At 72.4% G+C, this 21,789-nt stretch carries 18 protein-coding genes and 1 pseudogene; 11 read left to right on the forward strand and 8 right to left on the reverse strand.

Annotation, left to right across the window (positions count from 1 at the left end):
- Window positions 1–148: 148 nt before the first annotated feature.
- Window positions 149–448: a DUF4193 domain-containing protein gene (locus N869_RS01610; protein WP_035056892.1), complete on the forward strand. Its 300-nt coding sequence runs from the start codon at window positions 149–151 to the stop codon at window positions 446–448.
- Here the strand turns inward: N869_RS01610 and N869_RS01615 are convergent.
- Window positions 418–915, reverse strand: a complete 498-nt coding sequence (locus N869_RS01615; RefSeq protein ID WP_052104843.1) for a DUF3093 domain-containing protein — start codon at window positions 913–915, stop codon at window positions 418–420. The genes N869_RS01610 and N869_RS01615 overlap by 31 nt on opposite strands.
- Window positions 916–1,033: 118 nt before the next feature.
- Here N869_RS01615 and dut point away from each other — a divergent pair, with 118 nt between their 5' ends.
- The 4 genes from dut to N869_RS01635 are packed head-to-tail and all read left to right on the forward strand — an operon-like array spanning window position 1,034 to window position 3,422.
- A complete protein-coding gene (gene dut / locus N869_RS01620) occupies window positions 1,034–1,504 on the forward strand; it encodes a dUTP diphosphatase (RefSeq protein ID WP_084136331.1) in 471 nt (156 codons plus the stop codon).
- A 16-nt stretch (window positions 1,505–1,520) separates the two neighbouring features.
- Window positions 1,521–2,237, forward strand: a complete 717-nt coding sequence (locus N869_RS01625; RefSeq protein ID WP_035056894.1) for a DUF3710 domain-containing protein — start codon at window positions 1,521–1,523, stop codon at window positions 2,235–2,237.
- Window positions 2,238–2,239: 2 nt separating this feature from the next.
- On the forward strand, window positions 2,240–2,656 hold the full coding sequence (locus N869_RS01630) for an OB-fold nucleic acid binding domain-containing protein (protein WP_052104845.1): 417 nt from the start codon (window positions 2,240–2,242) through the stop codon (window positions 2,654–2,656).
- Entirely contained in the window at window positions 2,649–3,422 is a 774-nt protein-coding gene (locus N869_RS01635) for a DUF3159 domain-containing protein (RefSeq protein ID WP_084136326.1), read from the forward strand. Before N869_RS01630 ends, N869_RS01635 begins: the two co-directional genes overlap by 8 nt.
- Here the strand turns inward: N869_RS01635 and N869_RS01640 are convergent.
- Both N869_RS01640 and N869_RS01645 read right to left on the reverse strand, forming a co-directional pair.
- Window positions 3,349–4,023 (reverse strand): potassium channel family protein, encoded by a 675-nt coding sequence (locus N869_RS01640; protein WP_035056896.1) that lies wholly within the window; start codon window positions 4,021–4,023, stop codon window positions 3,349–3,351. The two genes, N869_RS01635 and N869_RS01640, sit on opposite strands and share 74 nt — an antisense overlap.
- Window positions 4,023–4,673 (reverse strand): potassium channel family protein, encoded by a 651-nt coding sequence (locus N869_RS01645; RefSeq protein ID WP_035056941.1) that lies wholly within the window; start codon window positions 4,671–4,673, stop codon window positions 4,023–4,025. Before N869_RS01645 ends, N869_RS01640 begins: the two co-directional genes overlap by 1 nt.
- A gap of 76 nt (window positions 4,674–4,749) precedes the next feature.
- Here N869_RS01645 and N869_RS01650 point away from each other — a divergent pair, with 76 nt between their 5' ends.
- The 3 genes from N869_RS01650 (at window position 4,750) to N869_RS01660 (ending at window position 10,990) form a co-directional block, all read left to right on the forward strand.
- Window positions 4,750–6,783: an APC family permease gene (locus N869_RS01650; RefSeq protein ID WP_084136327.1), complete on the forward strand. Its 2,034-nt coding sequence runs from the start codon at window positions 4,750–4,752 to the stop codon at window positions 6,781–6,783.
- On the forward strand, window positions 6,773–7,999 hold the full coding sequence (locus tag N869_RS01655; protein ID WP_035056901.1) for a class I SAM-dependent RNA methyltransferase: 1,227 nt from the start codon (window positions 6,773–6,775) through the stop codon (window positions 7,997–7,999). The genes N869_RS01650 and N869_RS01655 overlap by 11 nt, the downstream gene beginning before the upstream one ends.
- Window positions 8,000–8,170: 171 nt before the next feature.
- Complete coding sequence (locus N869_RS01660) at window positions 8,171–10,990, forward strand: aconitate hydratase (protein ID WP_035056903.1); 2,820 nt, start codon at window positions 8,171–8,173, stop codon at window positions 10,988–10,990.
- A gap of 48 nt (window positions 10,991–11,038) precedes the next feature.
- Here N869_RS01660 and N869_RS01665 read toward each other — a convergent pair whose 3' ends face one another.
- The 3 genes from N869_RS01665 to N869_RS01675 are packed head-to-tail and all read right to left on the reverse strand — an operon-like array spanning window position 11,039 to window position 13,924.
- Window positions 11,039–11,749 (reverse strand): type 1 glutamine amidotransferase, encoded by a 711-nt coding sequence (locus N869_RS01665; protein ID WP_035056947.1) that lies wholly within the window; start codon window positions 11,747–11,749, stop codon window positions 11,039–11,041.
- Window positions 11,746–12,468, reverse strand: a complete 723-nt coding sequence (locus tag N869_RS01670) for an NUDIX hydrolase (RefSeq protein WP_084136328.1) — start codon at window positions 12,466–12,468, stop codon at window positions 11,746–11,748. The genes N869_RS01665 and N869_RS01670 overlap by 4 nt, the downstream gene beginning before the upstream one ends.
- A 4-nt stretch (window positions 12,469–12,472) precedes the next feature.
- Entirely contained in the window at window positions 12,473–13,924 is a 1,452-nt protein-coding gene (locus tag N869_RS01675; RefSeq protein ID WP_035056906.1) for a GuaB1 family IMP dehydrogenase-related protein, read from the reverse strand.
- Between the two features lie 77 nt (window positions 13,925–14,001).
- Here N869_RS01675 and dxs point away from each other — a divergent pair, with 77 nt between their 5' ends.
- The 3 genes from dxs to pflA all read left to right on the forward strand — a co-directional run bounded on the left by dxs (window position 14,002) and on the right by pflA (window position 19,312).
- Window positions 14,002–15,885: a 1-deoxy-D-xylulose-5-phosphate synthase gene (dxs, locus tag N869_RS01680; protein ID WP_035056909.1), complete on the forward strand. Its 1,884-nt coding sequence runs from the start codon at window positions 14,002–14,004 to the stop codon at window positions 15,883–15,885.
- A gap of 109 nt (window positions 15,886–15,994) precedes the next feature.
- On the forward strand, window positions 15,995–18,274 hold the full coding sequence (gene pflB / locus N869_RS01685) for a formate C-acetyltransferase (RefSeq protein WP_035056912.1): 2,280 nt from the start codon (window positions 15,995–15,997) through the stop codon (window positions 18,272–18,274).
- A 150-nt stretch (window positions 18,275–18,424) separates the two neighbouring features.
- On the forward strand, window positions 18,425–19,312 hold the full coding sequence (pflA, locus tag N869_RS01690; RefSeq protein ID WP_035056915.1) for a pyruvate formate-lyase-activating protein: 888 nt from the start codon (window positions 18,425–18,427) through the stop codon (window positions 19,310–19,312).
- A 30-nt stretch (window positions 19,313–19,342) separates the two neighbouring features.
- Here the strand turns inward: pflA and N869_RS01695 are convergent, their stop codons facing one another.
- Both N869_RS01695 and N869_RS17615 read right to left on the reverse strand, forming a co-directional pair.
- Complete coding sequence (locus N869_RS01695) at window positions 19,343–21,421, reverse strand: 3-hydroxyacyl-CoA dehydrogenase NAD-binding domain-containing protein (RefSeq protein WP_084136329.1); 2,079 nt, start codon at window positions 21,419–21,421, stop codon at window positions 19,343–19,345.
- Window positions 21,422–21,472: 51 nt separating this feature from the next.
- Window positions 21,473–21,789, reverse strand: a pseudogene (locus tag N869_RS17615) (ribonuclease D); the annotation flags it as partial.

Here is a 21,789-nt window from a genome sequence, read left to right on the forward strand (position 1 = left end):
AGTTCGCGCCTCGCCCCGCGATGCGGCACAATCCCCACGCTGACTCCTCGGGAACAACTCCGGGCTCTCGCGCATTGAGTACGTACCGGCCACGGACCCGTCCGGCCGCTCAGTTCTACCCATGACGACACGGAGTGTGAATCGCCCGATGGCAACCGACTACGACGCCCCGCGCAAGACCGAGGAGGACCTCAGCGAGGACTCGCTGCAGGAGCTCCAGGCGCGCCGGGCAGACAAGAACTCCGGGGTCGTCGACGAGGACGAGACGGAGGCCGCTGAGGGCTTCGAGCTGCCGGGGGCAGACCTCTCCGGAGAGGAGCTCTCCGTCCGGGTCCTGCCCCGTCAGGCCGACGAGTTCACCTGCACGAGCTGCTTCCTGGTGCACCACCGCAGTCAGCTCGCATCCGAGCGGAACGGTCAGCCGATCTGCTCCGAGTGCGCTGCATGACCGTCCTGCGGTCGGGCCGCGCGTAGCGCCGACGCCAGGGCCTGCGGTCGCCGTGAGGACACCAGCCACGACGGCGTGGGGTCCTGGGGGTCCAGGACCTCGACGACGACGGCGCCCTTGATCCACGCGCGCAGGCACGCGTAGGTCCGTGCATCAGACCCGGGCCCCAACGCTGCGCGGACCCCTTGACGGTCCAGGACCCGCGCGTCCCCCAGGTGCTCGACAGGGATGTGGGCGCGGCCCGCCCGCAGCGTCCCGTCCTCGACCGTGACCGCGGGTGAGCTGACGACCGCGGCGGCCACGGCGACGACCAGGGTGGCCGCCCCGACACCGAGGCCGATCGTCGCCTGCACGGGTACCACGGAGAGGCCGACGACCGCGCTGAACCCGACGACGAACGACCATCCGAGCGCCCCCGGCCACAGCCTCTCGTGGTGGACCGTGGCGGAGGTCTGGTTGGGCTGCATCCCCCCAGCATCGCACCGGTGGGGCGGTGGGCTCGTGCCACGACCCGTTCGTGTTGCCACTAGAGTCGGCCGGGTGGATCACGCAGCAGCGACTCCCACCGGCGCCACCGTCGACGTCCTGGTGGTGCAGGTCGAACCCGACCTGCCGGTGCCCGGCTACGCCCACCCGGGCGACGCGGGTGCCGACCTGTGCACCAGGGTCGATGTCGACCTCGCGCCCGGGGGACGGGTGACCGTGCCCACCGGTGTGCGGATCGCACTCCCGGACGGGTACGCGGCGTTCGTCCACCCACGGTCCGGCCTCGCCCGCCGACACGGGTTGACCGTCGTCAACGCGCCGGGGACCGTGGACGCGGGGTACCGGGGTGAGATCGAGGTCACCCTTCTCAACACCGACCGGGACGAGGCGCTCGTGCTGCGCAGGGGCGACCGGATCGCCCAGCTGGTGGTCCAGAAGGTCGAGCGTGCCAGGTTCGTCCGCGCCGAGCGGCTCCCAGGTTCCCACCGCGGTGAAGGTGGGTTCGGCTCGAGCGGGGGATGGGACCCCGGCGCCGGCGGGCGGGCGATCGTGCACGAGAACATCCGTTGACCAGGAAGCAGGTGGCGTGAGCGTGTTCCGTCGAGGTAAGCGGGGCGGTGATCAGGCCTCGGTGGCCGAGGCCGCGAACGAGGCGGGCCGTGAGGAACCGGGTGCGGCGGAGACGTCGCAGGCCACACCGCGGGAGCGAGGTCCGTGGGACTCCACCGAGGTGACCGCCCGGGGCCGACGCATCGACCTCGGCCCGCTGTGGCTCCCGGGCCGGGAGGGCATGGAGCTGCGGATGGAGGTCGAGAAGTCCAGCAAGCTGGTCACGGCTGCAGCGGTCCAGCTCAACGGTTCGGCCCTGCAGGTCCAGGTCTTCGCCGCACCACGCCGGGAAGGTATCTGGGACGAGATCCGTGCCGAGATCGGGGAGTCCGTCACCAAGCAGGGCGGTTCGGTCGACGACCTTCCCGGTCCGTTCGGACGCGAGCTGCTCGCGAGACTCCCGGTGCGGACCGCCGAGGGTCGCACCGGTCACCGACCTGCGCGGTTCATCGGTCACGACGGCCCACGCTGGTTCCTGCGGGGTGTCCTCACGGGTAAGGCAGCGGTGGATCCCGAGGCGGCCCGTGAGCTCGAGGACGTCTTCGCCGACGTGGTGGTGGTGCGCGGGACCGAGCCGCGGGTGCCCCGTGAGCTGCTGGCCCTGACCGTGCCGGGCCAGCGTCGCCCCGTGGCCCCACCCGAGGCCGCCACCGACCCGCTCGCGCGGGGCCCCGAGATCACCGAGATCCACTGAGCATGGCTCCTGGTACGACCAAGGTCCGGACCGCGGTGCGCAACCTCCTGGCCTCCCGTGCGGAGATGGAGGCCTCCGAGGAGCGCCGTGAGGCACGCCGGCACGGGTGCACCGCGGTGACCGAGCTGGTCGACCGGCGTCGGGCCGAGGTCACCGGCGTGCTGCGCAGCGTGACCCTGCGGCCACGGCGGGCGGTGCCGGCCCTCGAGGCGGAGCTGTTCGACGGCAGCGGCTCCCTGCGCGTGGTGTGGCTCGGGCAACGTCGGATCCGGGGCGTCGAACCCGGACGGCGCACCCGGGTCGAGGGCTTCGTGTGCATCCAGGAAGGCAGGTTGACCATGTTCAACCCCCGGTACGAGCTGATCCCCTCGGCCGAGGAGCTGGCGGCGGTCGAGGACGTCACGGCCCGCCATGGCTGACCGCGACGAGACCACGCCGGGTCCCGCGGACGAGGCGCCTCAGGGCGCGGAGCCCACCGGCCCAGGTACCGAGGAGGACCCGGACGCCACTGCCACGTCTCGCCGCGGGGTCCAGGTGCTCGCCGGTGAGGAGTTCTCGTTCGCCGAGGCCATCGGTGGGGTGCGAGGACTGGTGGAGTCGGCCGCGCCCGCGGTCGTGTTCATCACGGTGTTCGTCCTCTGGCGGGAGCTGACGCCGGCCCTCGTGGCCGCCGCAGCGCTGGCGTTGGTCGCGGTCGTGGTCCGGCTGGTGCAGCGGACCCCGGCCACGCAGGCGTTCTCCGGGGTGATCGGCATCGCGATCGCGGTGGTCTGGGCCTGGAACACCGGCGAGGCTGCCGACTTCTTCGCCTGGGGCCTGTGGGTCAACGTCGCGTGGGGGATCGGGGCGACGGTGTCGGTGCTCGTCGGCTGGCCCGTGGTCGGGGTGCTGGTCAGCCTCCTGCGGGGGGAGGACATGTCATGGCGACGCGATCCGGCCGCCCGGGGCCTGCGCCGCCGTTACGCGTGGGCGACCTGGCTGTGGGTCGGGGTCTTCGGGGCCCGCCTCGCGGTCCAGGTGCCCCTCTACCTGCAGGGCGCCGACGCCGTGGGGTGGTTGGGGACCGCGCGACTGCTGATGGGGGTGCCGTTGTTCGCCGTCGGGCTGTGGCTCACGTGGCTGCTGGTGGCTTCACCAGCAGCGCGTGGAGCGCGTCCCGGTCCGCCTCCGAGCCCGCCACGATGAGCAGCTCGTCACCGGCCTCCAGGGTGTCGTCGACGCTGGGGGCGATGGGAAGCTGCCCGCGGATGATGGCCGCCAGCACGGTGTCGGGCGGCCAGACGACCTGACCGACGCGCACCCCGACCAGGGGGGAGTCCTCGGGGAGCGTGAGCTCCAGGATGTCCGCACCGGACTGGTGGAACGTGAAGATCTTCACCAGGTCCCCGACCGCCACGGCCTCCTCGACCATGGCGGTCATGATCCGCGGGGTGGACACCGCGACGTCCACGCCCCACGCCTCGTCGAACATCCACTCGTTGCGGGGGTTGTTGACGCGTGCCACCGTCCGGGGAACCCCGTACTCGGTCTTGGCGAGCAGGGACACGACGAGGTTCACCTTGTCGTCACCGGTCGCTGCCACGATCACGTCGCACTCGTCCGCCCGCGCCTCGGTGAGGGTCGGGAGCTCGCACGCGTCCGCCAGCAGCCACTCGGCCTCCGCGACGGACGCGACCCGCATCGCCGACGGCTGCCGGTCGATCAGCGTGACCTCGTGCTCGGCTGCGATCAGCTCGGTGGCGATCGACCGCCCCACCGAGCCCGCGCCCACGATCACCACCCGCATCACGACACCTCCGGCGGCAGGTGGGTCAGCACCCGTTCCACGCGCGGGAGGTCGGTGGACCGGACGAGGACGTGCACCACGTCGTTCTCCTGCAGCACCGTGGCGGGGCCCGGGAGCACCCCGTCGCCGTACCGTGTCAGGTACGCCACCCGGGCCCCGGTCACCGACTCCAGCTGGGCCACAGGCATGCCCACCCAGCCCGGGTGGACGTCGACCTGGGCCATCGAGATCTGCCCCGAGGCGTCCCGGTACTCGTCCGTGGCGCCCATCGGGAGCATGCGTCGCAGGACCTGATCGGCCGTCCACCGCACCGTGGCCACGGTCGGGATGCCCAGTCGCTGGTAGATCTCCGCACGGTGCGGGTCGTAGATCCGGGCCACGACGTTCGTCACCCCGTACGTCTCGCGCACCACCCTGGCCGCGAGGATGTTGGAGTTGTCGCCGTCGGAGACGGCCGCGAAGGCGTAGGCGTCCTCCACCCCGGCCTGCACGAGGGTCCCGCGGTCGAACCCGAGGCCGGTGACCCGTTTGCCGTTGAACGCCGCGTCCAGGCGGCGGAACGCGTCCGAGCTCTGGTCGATCACGGCGACGGAGTGCCCGCGACCCTCGAGCGACTGGGCGAGGGTCGCGCCGACGCGGCCGCAACCCATGATGACGAAGTGCACGGCCAGACGCTATACCCACCCGCGCGACCGCGCTCGTGCCTTCGGCCTAGCATGGTGCCTCGTGTCCGACGTCGTCGACGCCGCCAAGCGGCTCCTGCTCGGCAGGCCCGTGCGCAGCGAGCACCAGCGCCGCGCCCTGCTGCCCAAGCGCCTGGCGCTGCCGACCTTCGCCTCGGACGCCCTGTCGTCCCTGGCCTACGCCCCGGACGAGATCCTCCTGGCGCTGTCGATCGCCGGGCTCAGCGCCCTGCTGATCTCCCCGTGGGTGGGTCTGGCAGTCGCGGTGGTGCTGGCGGTGGTGATCGCCTCGTACCGCCAGAACGTGCGCGCCTACCCCTCCGGGGGAGGCGACTACGAGATCGCGACGACCAACCTCGGTCCGCGGGCGGGCCTCGGCGTCGGCAGCGCGCTCCTCGTCGACTACGCGCTCACCGTCGCGGTCTCGGTGTCCTCGGCAGCCCAGTACGTCGTGGTGCTCGTGCCCGCGCTCGCCGGTCGTGAGACCGAGTTCGCGATCGTCCTGGTGCTGATCCTGACCCTGGCCGGGCTGCGGGGCCTGCAGCGGCGCAGCCCGTGGCTGGTCGTGCCGGTCTACCTCTTCATGGGGGCCCTGGGGGCGACGGCCGTGGTGGGTGCCGTGCGGTACGCCACGGGCACCCTGCCGGTCGCGGCCAGCGGGCAGCTGGACGTGGTCCCCCTGGACGCCGTCGACCAGGGCCTGATGGGTCTGGCGGGCGCCCTGATCGTGCTGCGTGCGTTCACCAGCGGCTGCGCGGCACTCACGGGCGTGGAGTCCGTCGCCACGGGCGTGGGCTCGTTCCGGCGCCCGCGTGGTGCCAACGCGGCGGCGACCCTGGCCCTGCTTGGCATCCTGTCCATCACCTTCCTGATGTCGATCCTGCTGCTCGCCCAGGCCGCCGGGGTCCGGTACGTGGCCGACCCCGCACGCCAGCTCCTGGCCGCGGGGGAGCCGGTGGGCGAGGGGTACGTGCAGCACCCCGTCCTCGGACAGCTCGCCGAGGTCGTGTTCTCGGGTTTCGCGCCGGCTGTCGTCGTCACGGTCGCGGCCACCGCGCTGGTGCTCGTGCTCGCGGCGGCCAGCGCCTTCACGCAGTTCCCCACGTTGGGGTCGATCCTGGCGCGCGACGGGTACCTCCCACGTCAGCTGCACACCCGTGGTGACCGGCTCGTGTTCTCGAACGGGATCCTCACCCTCGCGGCAGGCGCGATCGTCCTGGTCTGGAGCCTCGACGCGTCCGTCACCCGGCTCATCCAGCTGTACATCGTGGGGGTGTTCGTCTCGTTCACCCTCAGCCAGGCCGGCATGGTCGCGCACTGGAACCGGCACCTGCGCACCGAGCCCGACCCCCGCACCCGGGTCGGCATGCTCAGGTCGCGTGTGGTCAGCACCGTCGGCCTCGCGCTCACCGGCACGGTCCTGGTGGTCGTCCTCGTCACCCGCTTCACGCTGGGTGCCTGGATCACGGTCGTGCTCATGGGCCTGCTGTTCGTGGTGATGACCGGGATCCGTCGGCACTACGACCAGGTCCACGACGAGCTCGCGCTCGGCCCGGAGCCGGCAGCCAGCCGAGCGCTGCCCAGCCGTGTGCACGCCATCGTCCTGGTCTCGCGCCTCCACAAACCCACCATGCGTGCCATCGCCTACGCCCGCGCCGCGCGGCCCTCGGTCCTGGAGGCCGTCACCGTCAGCGTCGACCCAGAGGAGCTCGCCGAGCTCCGGCAGCAGTGGGAGCAGCTCGACCTGCCCCTGACCCTGAAGGTCCTGGACTCGGCGTACCGCGACCTGACCCGCCCGGTCCTGGGCTACGTGCGCTCGATCCGCCGGGAGAGCCCCCGGGACCTGGTCGTGGTGTACGTCCCGGAGTACGTCGTGGGGCACTGGTGGGAGCGGCTCCTGCACAACCAGAGCGCCTCACGCCTGCGGAGCCGTCTGCTCCTGACCCCCGGGGTGGTCGTGGCCTCGGTGCCGTGGCGGCTGCGGTCGTCGGTCGAGGTCGACGGACCGGTCACCACCCCACCCCCGCCCGACCCGCACGTCACACCACCCCCGGAGGACGACCCCGATGACCGTTGAAGCAGCACCGGTCGAGCTGACCGTCGGGCCTCCGGCGCACGGAGGGCACTGCGTCGCGCGCCACGACGGCAGGGTCGTGTTCGTGCGGCACGCCCTGCCCGGGGAGCGGGTGCGCGCGAGGTTGACCGATGCCCGCCCGGGCGCACGGTTCTGGCGGGCCGACGCGGTCGAGGTCCTGGAGGCCTCCACCGACCGGGTCGAGCAGGTCTGGCCCGAGGCCGGACCCGGTGGGGTGGGTGGAGGCGAGCTGGGGCACGTCGCGCTCCCCGCCCAACGGCGGTGGAAGTCCGCCGTCGTGGGCGAGCAGCTGCGCCGGGTCGGTGGGCTGGACGTGGCCGACGTCCCGGTCCACGGCTGCCCCTCGGACACCGACGGCCGGGGGTGGCGGACGCGGATCGAGCTCGTGGCCGACGCCGAGGGCCGGGCGGGCATGCACCGGCACCGGTCGTCGGAGGTCGTCCCCCTGACCACGATGCCGCTCGCCGTGCCGTGGATGGACGTCGAGGGGCTGCTGGCCCGCCGCTGGCCACCGGGCGGTCGCCTGTCGGTGGTCGCGCCCGAGCACGACCGCCGGGTGGTGCTGGTCGACGGGGTGCCGTGGGGGGAGCGGGGGCCGGACACCCGAACCAACGCCCGCACGAGCGTGCGGGAGCAGGTGACCGTCGCCGGGACCGAGCACACCTGGCGGGTGGGTGCCGCAGGCTTCTGGCAGGTCCACCGCGACGCTCCGGCGGTGCTCGCCGAGGCCGTCCTGGCCGCCCTCGAGGGGCTGGGCGGGATGACCTTGGTGGACCTGTACTCCGGCGCGGGGATGCTCACCCGACCGATGGCCGTGCTGGCCGGTGCCGAGGGTCGGGTCCACGCGGTCGAGGGCGACCGCCGTGCGGTGCGCGACGCCCGGCGCAACCTGCACGACGCGCAGGGGGTCACGCTGCACCACGGGCCGGTGGCCGAGGTCCTGGACTCCGGGGCGGTGCCCTCCGCGGACGCCGTGGTCTTGGACCCCCCGCGGGTCGGTGCCGGGAGGCGGGTCGTGGAGCAGGTGGTGGCCCTGGCGCCGGGACGTGTCGTCTACGTCGCGTGCGACCCCGCAGCCCTGGCCCGGGACCTGGGGTATCTTGCCGACCACGGCTACCGCGGGGCGCAGGTCACCGCGTTCGACCTGTTCCCGGCCACCCACCACGTGGAGTGCGTGGCCGTCGTGGACCGCGCGTGAGGGTCAGCGGCGCGGGCGTCTCCCCGCGCCGCTGCCGTTCAGGTAGGATGTATCTTGACATCGAGATAACCGCGCCGGTCCGGGCAGGCGAGCCCGCGGCGCCTGCCGGTGGACCCGGCACATGACGGCGGCACGAGCCGTCACGGTCACACAGCGAGGTGAGGAGCCATCGTGAGCAGCGTCGACACGTTCGGGTCGAGGAGCACCCTGGAGGTCGGCGAGACCTCCTACGAGATCCACCGGCTCAAGGCCGTCCCCGGGCTCGAACGCCTTCCGTACAGCCTGAAGATCCTCGCCGAGAACCTGCTGCGCACCGAGGACGGTGCCAACATCACCGCCGAGCACGTGCGCGCCCTGGCCGGCTGGGACCCGGCCGCCGAGCCGAGCACGGAGATCCAGTTCACCCCGGCCCGCGTGGTGATGCAGGACTTCACCGGTGTGCCGTGCGTCGTCGACCTCGCGACCATGCGCGAGGCCGTCGCGGAGCTGGGCGGCGACCCCTCGAGGATCAACCCGCTGGCCCCGGCCGAGCTCGTGATCGACCACTCGGTGCAGATCGACGTCGCCGGCCGACGGGACGCGTTCGAGCGCAACGTCGAGCTCGAGTACCAGCGCAACCACGAGCGCTACCAGTTCCTGCGATGGGGGCAGACCGCGTTCGACGACTTCAAGGTCGTCCCTCCGGGCACCGGGATCGTCCACCAGGTCAACATCGAGTTCCTGGCCCGGGGTGTGATGACCCGCGAGGTCGACGGGGCGCTGACGGCCTACCCCGACACGTGCGTGGGCACCGACTCCCACACGACGATGGTCAACGGCCTGGGTGTGCTCGGGTGGGGCGTGGGCGGCATCGAGGCCGAGGCCGCGATGCTCGGCCAGCCCGTCTCGATGCTCATCCCGCGGGTCGTCGGGTTCAAGCTCTCCGGGTCGATCCCGGCCGGCGTCACCGCCACCGACGTGGTCCTCACGATCACCGAGCTGCTGCGCCAGCACGGCGTGGTGGGCAAGTTCGTGGAGTTCTACGGCGACGGCGTCGCCCAGGTGCCGCTCGCGAACCGCGCCACGATCGGGAACATGAGCCCCGAGTTCGGCTCGACGTGCGCGATCTTCCCCGTCGACGGCGTCACCCTGGACTACCTGCGCCTGACGGGTCGGTCCGAGGACCAGCTCGCCCTGGTCGAGGCGTACGCCAAGGAGCAGGGCCTGTGGCACGACCCGTCGTCCCCCGACTACGTCGAGCCGGTGTTCTCCGAGTACCTGGAGCTCGACCTGTCGACGGTCGTGCCCTCGATCGCCGGGCCCAAGCGCCCCCAGGACCGCATCGAGCTGACCGCCGCCAAGGAGGCGTTCGCGACGTCGGTGCGTGACTACGTCGACCACGAGCATGAGGACCTCACCGGGCTGGACGCCTCCGTGGAGGAGACGTTCCCCGCCTCGGACCCGATCGCGGCCGGCCTGCACACCGACGGCTCGGACGCACCGGAGCACGTCGAGGCGGGCGACGCGGCCCGACGCCCGCACCGGCGCGCGGCGGTCACACTCGCCGACGGGACCCGCACCGAGCTGGACCACGGTCACGTCGTGATCGCCTCGATCACCTCGTGCACCAACACCTCCAACCCCTCGGTCATGCTCGCCGCCGCCCTGCTGGCCAAGAACGCGGTCGCCCGCGGGCTGTCGGCCAAGCCGTGGGTCAAGACGTCGATGGCGCCCGGCTCGAAGGTCGTCACCGACTACTACGAGAAGGCCGGCCTGTGGCCCTACCTCGAGAAGCTCGGCTTCCACCTGGTCGGCTACGGGTGCGCGACCTGCATCGGCAACTCGGGCCCGCTGCCCGAGGAGGTCTCGGCCGTGGTCAACGACGAGGACCTCGCCGTGGTGTCGGTGCTCTCGGGCAACCGGAACTTCGAGGGCCGGATCAACCCCGACGTGAAGATGAACTACCTCGCGTCCCCGCCGCTGGTCATCGCCTACGCGTTGGCCGGGACCATGGACTTCGACTTCGAGAGCGAGCCCCTGGGGCACGACGAGGCCGGGGCCCCGGTGTACCTGCGGGACATCTGGCCCGACGCGGCCGAGGTGCAGGCGACCATCGAGTCGTCCATCGACCGGGCGATGTTCACCGCCGACTACGCGGACGTGTTCGCCGGGGACGAGCGGTGGCGTGGGCTGGACACCCCCGAGGGTGACACGTTCGCCTGGGCCGAGGACTCCACCTACGTGCGCAAGCCCCCGTACTTCGAGGGCATGGGCCGAACCCCGGACGCCGTGCAGGACATCACCGGGGCCAGGGTCCTGGCCAAGCTCGGTGACTCGGTGACGACCGACCACATCAGCCCGGCCGGGGCGATCAAGCCCGACAGCCCGGCCGGCCTGTACCTGGCCGAGCACGGTGTCGCGCGCCGTGACTTCAACTCCTACGGCTCCCGCCGTGGCAACCACGAGGTGATGATCCGCGGGACGTTCGCGAACATCCGCCTGCGCAACCAGCTCGTGCCCGGCGTCGAGGGTGGGTTCACCGTGAACCACCTCACCGGTGAGCAGACCACCATCTACGACGCCGCGCAGGCGTACGCCGCCGCCGACGTGCCGCTCGTGGTGCTCGGGGGCAAGGAGTACGGCTCGGGCTCCTCGCGCGACTGGGCGGCCAAGGGGACGCGGCTGCTCGGCGTCCGGGCCGTGATCGCCGAGAGCTTCGAGCGCATCCACCGGTCCAACCTCATCGGGATGGGGGTGCTCCCGCTGCAGTTCCCGGCGGGTCAGGACGCCGACTCCCTGGGGCTCGACGGGACCGAGACGTTCGACGTCGTGGGCATCACCGGCCTGAACGAGGGCACCACCCCCCGCACGGTCGAGGTCCGGGCCACGCGCGCCGACGGGTCCGTGGTCACGTTCGACGGTGTGGTGCGCATCGACACCCCCGGTGAGGCGGACTACTACCGCAACGGCGGGATCCTGCAGTACGTGCTGCGGTCGCTCGTCGCAGGCTGATCCACGGACCGGCAGGGCACCCCGGACGGGGCGCCCTGCCGGTCACCGTCAGGCGCGGGCCGCGACCGCTTCGACGAACGCGGCCAGCCCGGTGAGTGCGTGAGGCACCAGACCGGGCAGGGTGCGCCGGGCGTCGGCCCGCACCTGTGCCACGACGGCGGGGTCGACCCCGTCGGTCATCGCGGGCTCACCCAGCCACGTACCCAGGAGCTCCTCGTCGACCTCGACGTGGAACTGCAGCCCCACCGCGCTGCCCGCCCGGAAGGCCTGCACCGGTGTGGTCGAGGTGGAGGCGAGCAGCGTGGACGACGGTGGCAGACCCACCGCGTCACCGTGCCAGTGCAGCACCGTCGGGTCGGGGCCGAGCGGACCCAGCACAGGGTCGGGGGCCCGGACGTCGACGGGCGCGAACCCGATCTCGGTGCCGTGCCGGTGGTGGAGGTCCGCGCCCAGGGCGACGGCCAGCAGCTGCATCCCCAGGCACACCCCGAGCACCGGTACGTGTGCCTGGACCGCCTCAGCGAGCAACCGGCGCTCGGCGGGCAGGCCCGGGTGTGACAGGTCGTCGTCGGCGGACATCGGGCCGCCCATGACCACCAGCCCCGCGAGGCTCGATGCACGGGGGAGCGCCGCGTCGGCGTCGTCCAGCACGGTCCGCGTGTGCACCGGGACACCGACGGCGTGGTGGGACACGGCGACCGCCACCAGGCCGGGTCCCTCCCACGGAGCGTGCTGCAGGACGAGCAGAGGGCGTCTCACGACCGCACCCCACCGGCGGTGCCCGGCGGTGGCGGGGGCACCGGCACCGGGCGGTGGGCGTCCCACGGGCGGGACCAGCCGACGGCGTCGAGCACGCGGTCCAGGACGTAGGCGGTGAAGCCCCACACCAGCAGGTCGCCGACGTCGGAGGGCACCTGGAAGGCGGGGCCCACCGGGCCGCGGCCAGGCAGCGTCCCGGTCCCGCGGTGGTCGGGGTCGACGAGCGCGTCCACGGGACACCGGACCACGTGCGCGGACTCCCGGGGGTCCACGGCGTGCACGGGTGACGGGCGCGTCCACCACCCCAGGACGGGGGTCACCAGGTGCCGGCTGACGGCGACCGGGAGCTCGCCCAACGTGCCGAGCACCTCGACCCCGCTGGGGTCCAGGCCCGTCTCCTCACGCGCCTCGCGCAGGGCGGCGTCGACGGCACCGGTGTCCTGGGGGTCGACGCGACCGCCCGGGAACGCCACCTGCCCCGCGTGGTGGTTCAGGTTCGCGGCCCGCCCCACCAGGAGCACGTCGACGTCCGGACCGCGCTGCGACCGAGACGGTGGCTCCGGCGGGTCCGAAGGCGCTGCTGCGGCGTGACCGAACAGCACCAGGACAGCCGCGGCACGTGCCCCGGGTGCGTGGGGGAGACCGGGCCACACCACGCCCGTGCGGGCGAGCTCGACCAGCGCCTGACGGGGCCCGTCCTGGCCCGCGTCGGCCGCCACGCCCTCACCAGCCCCCGGGAAGAGGCCGGCCCTCCTCGTACCCGGCAGCGGACTGGACGCCCACCACGGCCCGCTCGGCGAGCTCGTGCAAGGTGGTCGCCCCCGCGTACGTGCACGCGCTGCGCAGCCCGGCGGTGATCTGGTCGAGCAGGTCCTCCACGCCCGGGCGGCCGGGGTCCAGGTACATCCGTGAGGAGGAGATCCCCTCCTCGAACAGCGCCTTGCGGGCCCGCTCGAACGGGGAGTCCGAGCGGGTGCGCGCGGCGACGGCCCTGGCCGAGGCCATGCCGAAGCTCTCCTTGTAGTGCCGGCCGTCGGCGTCGGTGTGCATGTCGCCGGGGCTCTCGTGCGTGCCGGCGAACCAGGACCCGACCATGACCTGGGAGGCGCCCGCCGCGAGGGCGAGCGCGACGTCCCTGGGGTGCCGGACGCCCCCGTCGGCCCACACGTGCGCCCCCATCTGCCGGGCCTGGCGCGCGCAGTCCAGCACGGCGGAGAACTGCGGCCGGCCCACGGCGGTCATCATGCGCGTGGTGCACATGGCACCCGGCCCCACACCCACCTTGACGACGTCGGCGCCTGCCTCGACCAGGTCCCTGGTGCCGTCCGCGGTCACCACGTTGCCGGCCACGACCGGCACGTGGGGGTCCAGCGCACGCACGGCGGCGACCGCGTCCAGCATCCGACGCTGGTGGCCGTGGGCGGTGTCCACCACGAGCACGTCGGCCCCGGCCTCGAGCAGCGCGGCGGCCTTGGCGCGCACGTCGCCGTTGATCCCGAGCGCCGCACCGACCCGTAGCCGGCCCGACCCGTCCAGCGCGGGGGTGTAGATGCTGCTGCGTAGTGCCCCGGTCCTGGTGAGGACACCCACGAGGTGCCCGTCGCGCGTCACCGCCGGGGTGAAGCGCCGACGCGAGCGGTGCAGGCGCTCGAATGCGACGTCCAGGCCGTCCGGGCCGCTGAGCACGTCGACGTCCACGACGGTCGGGTCGGGGGACATCACGTGCTGCACCTGGGTGAATCGGTCGACCTGGTACCCGTCCGCCTCCGTCACGACCCCGACCGGTCGGCCGTCGGCCACGACGACCGCGGCACCGTGGGACCGCTTGCCGATCAGCGTCAGGGCGGTGTGGACGGTGTCACCGGGGGCGACCGTGACCGCGGTCTCCACCACCGGGTGCCGGGCCTTGACCGAGGCGATCACGTCAGCGACGACATCGGCGGGGATGTCCTGGGGGATCACCGCCAGCCCGCCACGGCGTGCCATCGTCTCGGCCATGCGGCGACCGGAGACGGCGGTCATGTTCGCGGCGACCACGGGGATCGTCGTGCCGGAGCCGTCGGACGTGGCCAGGTCCACGTCGAACCGCGAGGTGACCTCCGAGCGCGAGGGGACGAGGAACACGTCGCCGTAGGTGAGGTCCGAGCCGGGCGTGTGGCCGGGGAGGAAGCGCATGACCCCAGGCTACGACGCGGGGTCGCGCACGCCGCTTACGCCTCGCTGCGCCCTGGGCGGAGCCGTACGATGACCGGATGGCCTTCCTGCCCCGCATCACCTCGCCCGCGGACGTGCGAGGTCTGCGCCCCGCCCAGCTCGACGAGCTCGCGCGGGAGGTCCGGCGGTTCCTGGTGGCGTCGGTGTCCCGCACCGGTGGTCACCTGGGGCCGAACCTGGGTGTGGTCGAGCTCACCCTCGCGCTGCACCGGGTCTTCGAGTCCCCCCGGGACACCATGGTGTTCGACACCGGCCACCAGTCCTACGTCCACAAGATCCTCACCGGGCGCACCGACTTCTCCGAGCTGCGTCAGCGCGGGGGCCTGTCGGGCTACCCGAGCCGTGAGGAGTCCGAGCACGACGTGGTCGAGAACTCCCACGCCTCGACGGCGCTGTCGTGGGCCGACGGGATCGCCAAGGCGCATGCCCTGAGCGGAGCTGACCGGCACGTGGTCGCGGTCATCGGCGACGGAGCGCTGACCGGTGGCATGGCGTGGGAGGCGCTGAACAACATCGCCGCCGGTCAGGACCGCCGGCTGGTGGTGGTGGTCAACGACAACGGCCGCTCCTACGACCCCACCATCGGCGGGCTGGCGCACCACCTGGACACCCTGCGCACCACGCGCGGTTACGAGAACTTCCTGGCGTGGGGCAAGCGGACGCTGCGCCGGTCCGGCCCGCCGGGGCGGTTCGCCTACGGTGCGCTGCACGGCCTGAAGAAGGGCATCAAGGACGTCGTCGCCCCCCAGGGCATGTTCGAGGACCTCGGCATCAAGTACATCGGACCCGTCGACGGGCACGACGTGGTGGCCGTGGAGCAGGCGCTGCGGCGGGCGAAGGCGTTCGGTGGCCCGGTGATCGTCCACGTGATCACCGAGAAGGGCCGCGGGTACGTCCCCGCGGAGCAGGACGTGGCCGACCGCTTCCACGCCGTCGGCCGGATCCACCCGGAGACCGGCCTGCCGGTGGCCCCGTCGAGGTTCGGCTGGACGTCGGTGTTCGCCGACGAGATGGTCAAGGTCGGGCGTCGCCGTCCGGACGTGGTCGCGATCACCGCCGCGATGCTGCAGCCGGTGGGTCTCGCGCCGTTCGCCGCGGAGTTCCCGGGGCGGACGTTCGACGTGGGCATCGCCGAGCAGCACGCGGTGACGTCGGCCGCGGGGATGGCGTTCGCCGGCCTGCACCCCGTGGTGGCCGTCTACGCCACGTTCCTCAACCGCGCGTTCGACCAGGTCCTGATGGACGTCGCCCTGCACAAGGCGGGGGTCACGTTCGTGCTGGATCGTGCCGGCATCACCGGGGACGACGGGGCCAGCCACAACGGCATGTGGGACATGGCCCTGCTCCGGCTCGTCCCCGGCCTGCACCTGGCGGCGCCCCGGGACGAGCCCACGCTGCGTGAGGCGTTGCGGTCGGCGCTCGACGTGGACGACGCGCCGAGCGTGGTGCGGTACCCCAAGGGCCCGCTCCCGGAGGCGGTCGAGGCGCTCGAGCAGCTCGACGGTGTGGACGTCCTGGCCCGCGAGGGCTCGACCGGGCCGTCCGTGCTGGTCGTGGGGGTGGGCCCGATGGCCCATGTCGCGATCGAGGTGGCCAGGATCGTGGGTCAGGAGGGTGTGTCGGCGACGGCCGTCGACCCGCGGTGGGTGCTGCCCGTTCCGAGCAGTCTGGTGAAGCTGGCGGGGGAGCACGAGCGGGTCGTGGTCATCGAGGACGGCCTGGTCGAGGGCGGCGTCGGTGCGTTGCTCGCGCAGCGGTGCGGCGAGGCCGGGATCGGTGTCCCGGTGCAGCCGTTCGGCATCCCTGCGGTGTTCCTGGACCACGCCTCGAGGGCACAGATCATCGAGGACCTGCGTCTCAGGGCCGAGGACGTGGCACGGGACGTGCTGCGGTCCGCCGGCCACGGCAGGCAGGGGACGTGACGGACCTCACGTCCGGGGTGTCCGGGTGGAGCCGAAGGTCCCAGGTCGTCCCATGACTGACGGCGTAGCGTCATAGTTACTGGAGCCCTACCACGAGGAGCGCAGTTCCATGGCCATCACCGCAGACCACGGCGCAGCGGTCACCCCGCAGCCGCAGAGCACCGCCCCAGCCTGGCGAGGTTTCGTCACCGGTCCGTGGCAGGACCACGTCGACGTGCGGGACTTCATCCAGCGCAACTACACCCCCTACACCGGGGACGCGTCGTTCCTGGCAGGCGCGACCGAGCGGACCACCAAGGTGTGGGGTCACCTGCTCGCGATGTTCCCGGAGGAGCGCGCCAAGGGGATCTACGACGTCGACGTCGAGAACCCGGCCTCGATCACGGCCCACGCACCGGGGTACATCTCCAAGGGCGACGAGCTGATCGTCGGCCTGCAGACCGACGCGCCGCTCAAGCGGGCGATCATGCCGTACGGCGGCTGGCGGATGGTCGAGAACGCCCTCAAGACCTACGGCTACGAGCCCGACCCCGAGGTCAAGCGGATCTTCACCGAGTACCGCAAGACCCACAACGAGGGTGTCTTCGACGTCTACCCGCCCGACGTGCGGGCCGCGCGCAGCTCCCACCTGATCACGGGCCTGCCGGACGCCTACGGCCGTGGCCGGATCATCGGTGACTACCGCCGGGTGGCCCTCTACGGGGTCGACGCCCTGATCGAGGCGAAGCGCCTGGAGCGTGCCGAGCTCGACATGGAGCGGTCGACCGAGGACGTCATCCGGGAGCGTGAGGAGCTGGCCGAGCAGGTCCGGGCGCTCGGTGAGCTGAAGCAGATGGCCGCGGCCTACGGTTACGACATCTCGGGACCGGCGACCAACGCCCACGAGGCCATCCAGTGGCTCTACTTCGCCTACCTCGCCGCGGTCAAGGAGCAGAACGGTGCGGCGATGTCCTTGGGTCGCACCTCGACCTTCATCGACGTCTACATCGAGCGGGACCTGGCGGCCGGCGTCCTCACCGAGGAGCAGGCGCAGGAGCTGATCGACGACTTCGTCATCAAGCTGCGGATCGTGCGGTTCCTGAGGACCCCCGAGTACGACGCGCTCTTCTCCGGGGACCCGACGTGGGTGACCGAGTCGATCGCCGGTGTCGGTGAGGACGGTCGCCCGCTGGTGACGCGGTCCTCGTTCCGCTACCTGCAGACGCTCTACAACCTGGGCCCTGCGCCGGAGCCGAACCTGACGGTGCTGTGGAGCCACAAGCTGCCCGAGGGGTTCAAGCGGTTCTGCGCGCAGGTCTCGATCGACACCTCCGCCATCCAGTACGAGTCCGACGAGCTCATCCGTCCGGCCTGGGGCGACGACGCGGCGATCGCCTGCTGCGTCTCCGCGATGCGGGTCGGCAAGCAGATGCAGTTCTTCGGTGCCCGCGTCAACCTCGCCAAGGCGTTGCTCTACGCGATCAACGGTGGGCGTGACGAGGTGTCGGGCAAGCAGGTCGCACCCGCGTCGATGCCGATCTCGGGCGAGGTGCTGGACTACGACGAGGTGTACGGGGCCTTCGACACGCTGCTGGACTGGTTGGCGCAGACGTACGTGGACGCGCTGAACTGCATCCACTGGTCGCACGACAAGTACGCCTACGAGCGGATCGAGATGGCCCTGCACGACCGGGCGATCCTGCGGACCCTGGCATGTGGCATCGCAGGCCTGTCGGTCGCCGCGGACTCGCTCTCGGCGATCAAGTACGCGACCGTGCGTCCGGTGCGCGACGAGACCGGCCTGGTGGTCGACTACCAGATCGAGGGCGAGTTCCCGACGTACGGCAACGACGACGACCGCGTCGACGCGATCGCGGTCGAGCTGGTCCGCTCGTTCATGGAGAAGGTCCGGCGGCAGCCGACCTACCGGGGTGCGCTGCACACCCAGTCGGTGCTGACCATCACCTCGAACGTGGTGTACGGCAAGCACACGGGCAACACCCCCGACGGTCGGCGGGCGGGGGAGTCCTTCGCCCCCGGTGCCAACCCGATGAACGGCCGCGACACCCACGGGATGCTCGCCAGCGCCCTCTCGGTCGCCAAGCTGCCCTACGACGACGCGATGGACGGGATCTCACTGACCTCGACCGTCGTCCCGTCCGGGCTGGGCCGGGACCGCAAGGAGCAGGTGACCAACCTGGTCGGCCTGCTGGACGGGTACAACGTGTCCAACGGGTTCCACGTCAACATCAACGTCCTCAACCGGGAGACCCTCGAGGACGCGATGGAGAACCCGGAGAAGTACCCGCAGCTGACGATCCGGGTGTCGGGGTACGCCGTGAACTTCGTGCGGCTGACCCGTGAGCAGCAGCTCGACGTGCTCTCGCGGACGTTCCACGGCGGCATGTGAGGCACGCTCGCCAGGTCCCGACCTGGTGAGGACGGCGGGGTGCGGGGCGTGGTGCCCGCACCCCGCCGTCCTGCGTCCGGGCTCAGCCCCGGCCACACCGGTGACATTCGTCCTACGAATAGGCGCCCCTGACGGTGGCAGAGTGGAGACATGAGCACCGCGACGAGCCGCAGGACGGACGAGGGCGCACCCATCGTCGAGCTGGGCGTGCCCGTGGTCGGTGGCGCCCGTGGCCGGGCCGCTGCCGGCACAGCCGGCCTCGAGACCAGCGACGCGACCCGTGCCGAGCGGTTCGCCCAGATGCGGGCCGGTGAGCTCGGGTCGCTGCACTCCTGGGAGCTGGTCACCGCCGTCGACGGCCCCGGGACCAGGTTCACGATGTTCCTGTCGGGCTGCCCGCTGCGCTGCCTGTACTGCCACAACCCCGACACCATGGAGATGCGGCGTGGCGAGCCGGTGACCGCGGACGAGATCCTCGCGCGCCTCGCACGCTACCGCGGGGTGTTCACCGTCACCGGCGGTGGCCTCACGATCTCGGGTGGCGAGCCGCTCATGCAGCCCGCTTTCGTCGCGCGGATCCTGCGCGGCGCCAAGGACCTCGGCATCCACACGGCGATGGACACCTCCGGCTACCTAGGCGCGCACTGCACCGACGAGATGCTGGCCGACCTGGACCTGGTGCTCCTGGACGTGAAGTCCGGAATCCCCGAGACCTACAAGAAGGTCACCGGACGGGACCTGCAGCCCACTCTCGACTTCGGCCGACGGGTCGCGGACGGCGGCACCGAGATCTGGGTACGGTTCGTGCTGGTCCCAGGCCTGACGGACGCCCCGGAGAACGTCGCTGCGGTCGCCGACTACGTCTCCTCCCTGGCGACGGTCTCACGGGTCGAGGTCCTGCCCTTCCACCAGATGGGACGCGACAAGTGGGAGTCCCTCGGGCTCAGGTACGAGCTGGGGGACACCGAGCCCCCCTCGCCCGACCTCGTCCAGCGCGTCCGTGAGCAGTTCCGTGAGCGCGGCCTGACGGTCTTCTGACGGAGCGGCCTGCGCCGGACGGGACGCCGGTCACCCGACACTTCCCCAGCGGTCACCAGCGAACGCACGGCCGGTCACGTGGGCGGAGGTGCCCGTCCGATCCAGGTACGGGGTCACTCCGCCCAGGTGCAGAGGCCACCCGGCACCCAGGACCATGCACAGGTCGATCTCCTGGGGCCCGGCTACCACGCCCTCGTCGAGCATGAGGCCGACCTCCTCGGCCAGCCCCTGCACCACCCGGTCACGAACCTGCTCCTCGTCGGACGTCCCCGGTGCGCCGAAGGCGTCCTGGACGGAGGCGAGCACCACTCCGTCCCGGTCCACGAGCGAGGCCGACGCGTCAGCCAGCCGCCGCAGCGCGGGGGACAGGTGGAACCGCGGGCCGAGCTCGTCGTGGAGGGTCTGCAGCACATGGAGCGCGACCGGCAGTCCCACGAGCTGCAGCAGGGCGAACGGTCCCATCGGCAGGCCCAGAGGACGCAGGGCACGGTCGGCGACACCCACCGGCGCCCCGTCCTGGACCGAGGCCGCGACGTCGGCGAGCATCCGCAGCAGCAGCCTGTTCACCACGAAGCCGGGCCGATCGGCCACCACCACGGGGATCTTGCCCAGGGCCCTGGCGGTCGCCAGAGCCGTGGCGACCGCGGACGGATCAGCACCGTCGGGCCGGACCACCTCGACCAGGCGCATCTGGGCGACGGGGTTGAAGAAGTGCAACCCCACGACCCGACCCGGGTGCGCCAGCCCCTGACGCATCGAGCCGACCGACAGGGCTGAGGTGTTGGTCGCGAGGACGGTGCCGGACGCCACGACGGCCTCCACGTCCGCCAGGACGGCCCGCTTGACCGCCATCACCTCGGTGACGGCCTCCACGACCAGGTCCGCGCCAGTCAGGTCCTGCACGTCGGTGCTGATGCTGATGGCTCCGAGCACCCGGTCGGCCTCAGCCCCGCTCATTCGGCCCTTGTCGGTCATGCCCCGGACGAGCCCGCGCACGTGCTCCCACCCGGCGGCCACACGTGCGTCGTCGACCTCGCGCATCGTGACCCGCGCCCCGGTACGGCGTGCGACGAGGACGGCGAGCTGGCCGGCCATCAGCCCGGCCCCGACGAGCCCGACCTTGGTCGGCGCAGGTGCAGCCTGGCCGGTCGGAAGGTCGGGAGGCGCCGGTGCGCCCCGGTTGACGAGGTCGAACGCGTAGAGGCTGGCGCGTGCCTCCGGGGAGACGAGGAGCTCGGTGAGTGCGTCGTCCTCGGCCGCGAAGCCGTCCCTGCGGCTGCTGCTGCCGGCGCGGGCCAGCAGGTCCAGCGCCCGGTACGGCGCCGGCCGTGACCCGTGGATCGTGCCGTCCAGGCGATCGCGCCAGCGCTCCACCAGTGCGTGGTCCCGGTCGCCGGTGGGCGAGGGGCGGGCGACCTCGAGCTGACCGTCGAGGACGGCCACCGCCCACGCGATGCTCGCCTCGAGGAACCCCTCGCGGTCGAGCACGGCGTCGACCAGCCCCATCTGGGACGCGGTCGCCGCATCGGTGGTGCGGTTGCCGGACAGAGGTCGGCCCAGGACGAGCTCCAGGGCGTTCTCCATTCCGACGATCCCCGGCAGCAGGGTGCACCCACCCCAGCCCGGGACCAGGCCGAGGTGCGTCTCGGGCAGCGCAAGGGCCTTCACGTCCGCCGCGACCGTCCGGTAGTGGCAGTTCAGGGCGATCTCGAGGCCGCCCCCGAGGGCGGCGCCGTTGAGGAACGCGAAGCTCGGGACCCCGAGCTCCCCCAGGCGTCCGAGGACGGCGTGACCGAGCTCGGCCACCTGCCGTGCCTGGTCGTGGCCCGTGAGCGCGGCCACGACCCTCAGGTCGGCACCCGCGGCGAGGTAGGCGCCGGTGCCGGTGATCGCCACCGCGACGACCTCTCCGGTGTCGACCCGGGCAGCGACCTGGTCCAGCGCTGCGCCCAGCTCCCTCAGCCCGCCGGGTCCCAGGGTCGCGGGCTTGGCCCCGGCGGTGCCGTTGTCGAGCGTCAGCAGCGCCAGGACGCGGTCACCGGGCAGCGCGACGTCCTCGACGCGTGTGCGTGTGATCCGCTCGTGGGGGAACTCCAGGGGGGTGGGCACGGGCTTCTCCTCGCTCTGGACGACGGTGTCCGGGCAGCGCGACCGCTGGCGCTACTGGAGAGTAACAAAGGCAGCGGCGAGCGCCGGCGCCGTCAGCTCCACCTGCCACGGGCGGGCTCCCGCGCCGGTGAGCGCCTCGGCGATGCCGGACTCGTCCAGGCGAGGCGGCGGTGACCAGCACAGCCGTCGCAGGGCGTCGGGCTGCAGCAGGTTCTCCACCGGGACCGCGTGCTGCTCCGACAGTGCGGTCACCGCAGCACGGGCCGCGGTGAGCCGGGCGGAGGCACCCGGGTCCCGGTCGGCCCAGGTGCGTGGTGGCGGTGGCCCGTCGGACCGTGGGCCGCGGGTGCTGGGAAGGCCGCTCTCGG

The organism is Cellulomonas bogoriensis 69B4 = DSM 16987 (genome assembly GCF_000767165.1).
Lineage (GTDB): Bacteria > Actinomycetota > Actinomycetes > Actinomycetales > Cellulomonadaceae > Actinotalea > Actinotalea bogoriensis.

Excerpts from the sequence above, each read along its gene's own strand:
- pflB (WP_035056912.1), top strand. The coding sequence starts at position 15,995 with ATGGCCATCACCGCAGACCACGGCGCAGCGGTCACCCCGCAGCCGCAG.
- pflA (WP_035056915.1), top strand. The coding sequence starts at position 18,425 with ATGAGCACCGCGACGAGCCGCAGGACGGACGAGGGCGCACCCATCGTC.
- dxs (WP_035056909.1), top strand. The coding sequence starts at position 14,002 with ATGGCCTTCCTGCCCCGCATCACCTCGCCCGCGGACGTGCGAGGTCTG.
- N869_RS01635 (WP_084136326.1), top strand. The coding sequence starts at position 2,649 with ATGGCTGACCGCGACGAGACCACGCCGGGTCCCGCGGACGAGGCGCCT.
- N869_RS01655 (WP_035056901.1), top strand. The coding sequence starts at position 6,773 with ATGACCGTTGAAGCAGCACCGGTCGAGCTGACCGTCGGGCCTCCGGCG.
- N869_RS01610 (WP_035056892.1), top strand. The coding sequence starts at position 149 with ATGGCAACCGACTACGACGCCCCGCGCAAGACCGAGGAGGACCTCAGC.
- N869_RS01630 (WP_052104845.1), top strand. The coding sequence starts at position 2,240 with ATGGCTCCTGGTACGACCAAGGTCCGGACCGCGGTGCGCAACCTCCTG.
- N869_RS01615 (WP_052104843.1), bottom strand. The coding sequence starts at position 915 with ATGCAGCCCAACCAGACCTCCGCCACGGTCCACCACGAGAGGCTGTGG.
- N869_RS01640 (WP_035056896.1), bottom strand. The coding sequence starts at position 4,023 with ATGCGGGTGGTGATCGTGGGCGCGGGCTCGGTGGGGCGGTCGATCGCC.
- N869_RS01675 (WP_035056906.1), bottom strand. The coding sequence starts at position 13,924 with ATGCGCTTCCTCCCCGGCCACACGCCCGGCTCGGACCTCACCTACGGC.
- N869_RS01645 (WP_035056941.1), bottom strand. The coding sequence starts at position 4,673 with ATGGGTTGCGGCCGCGTCGGCGCGACCCTCGCCCAGTCGCTCGAGGGT.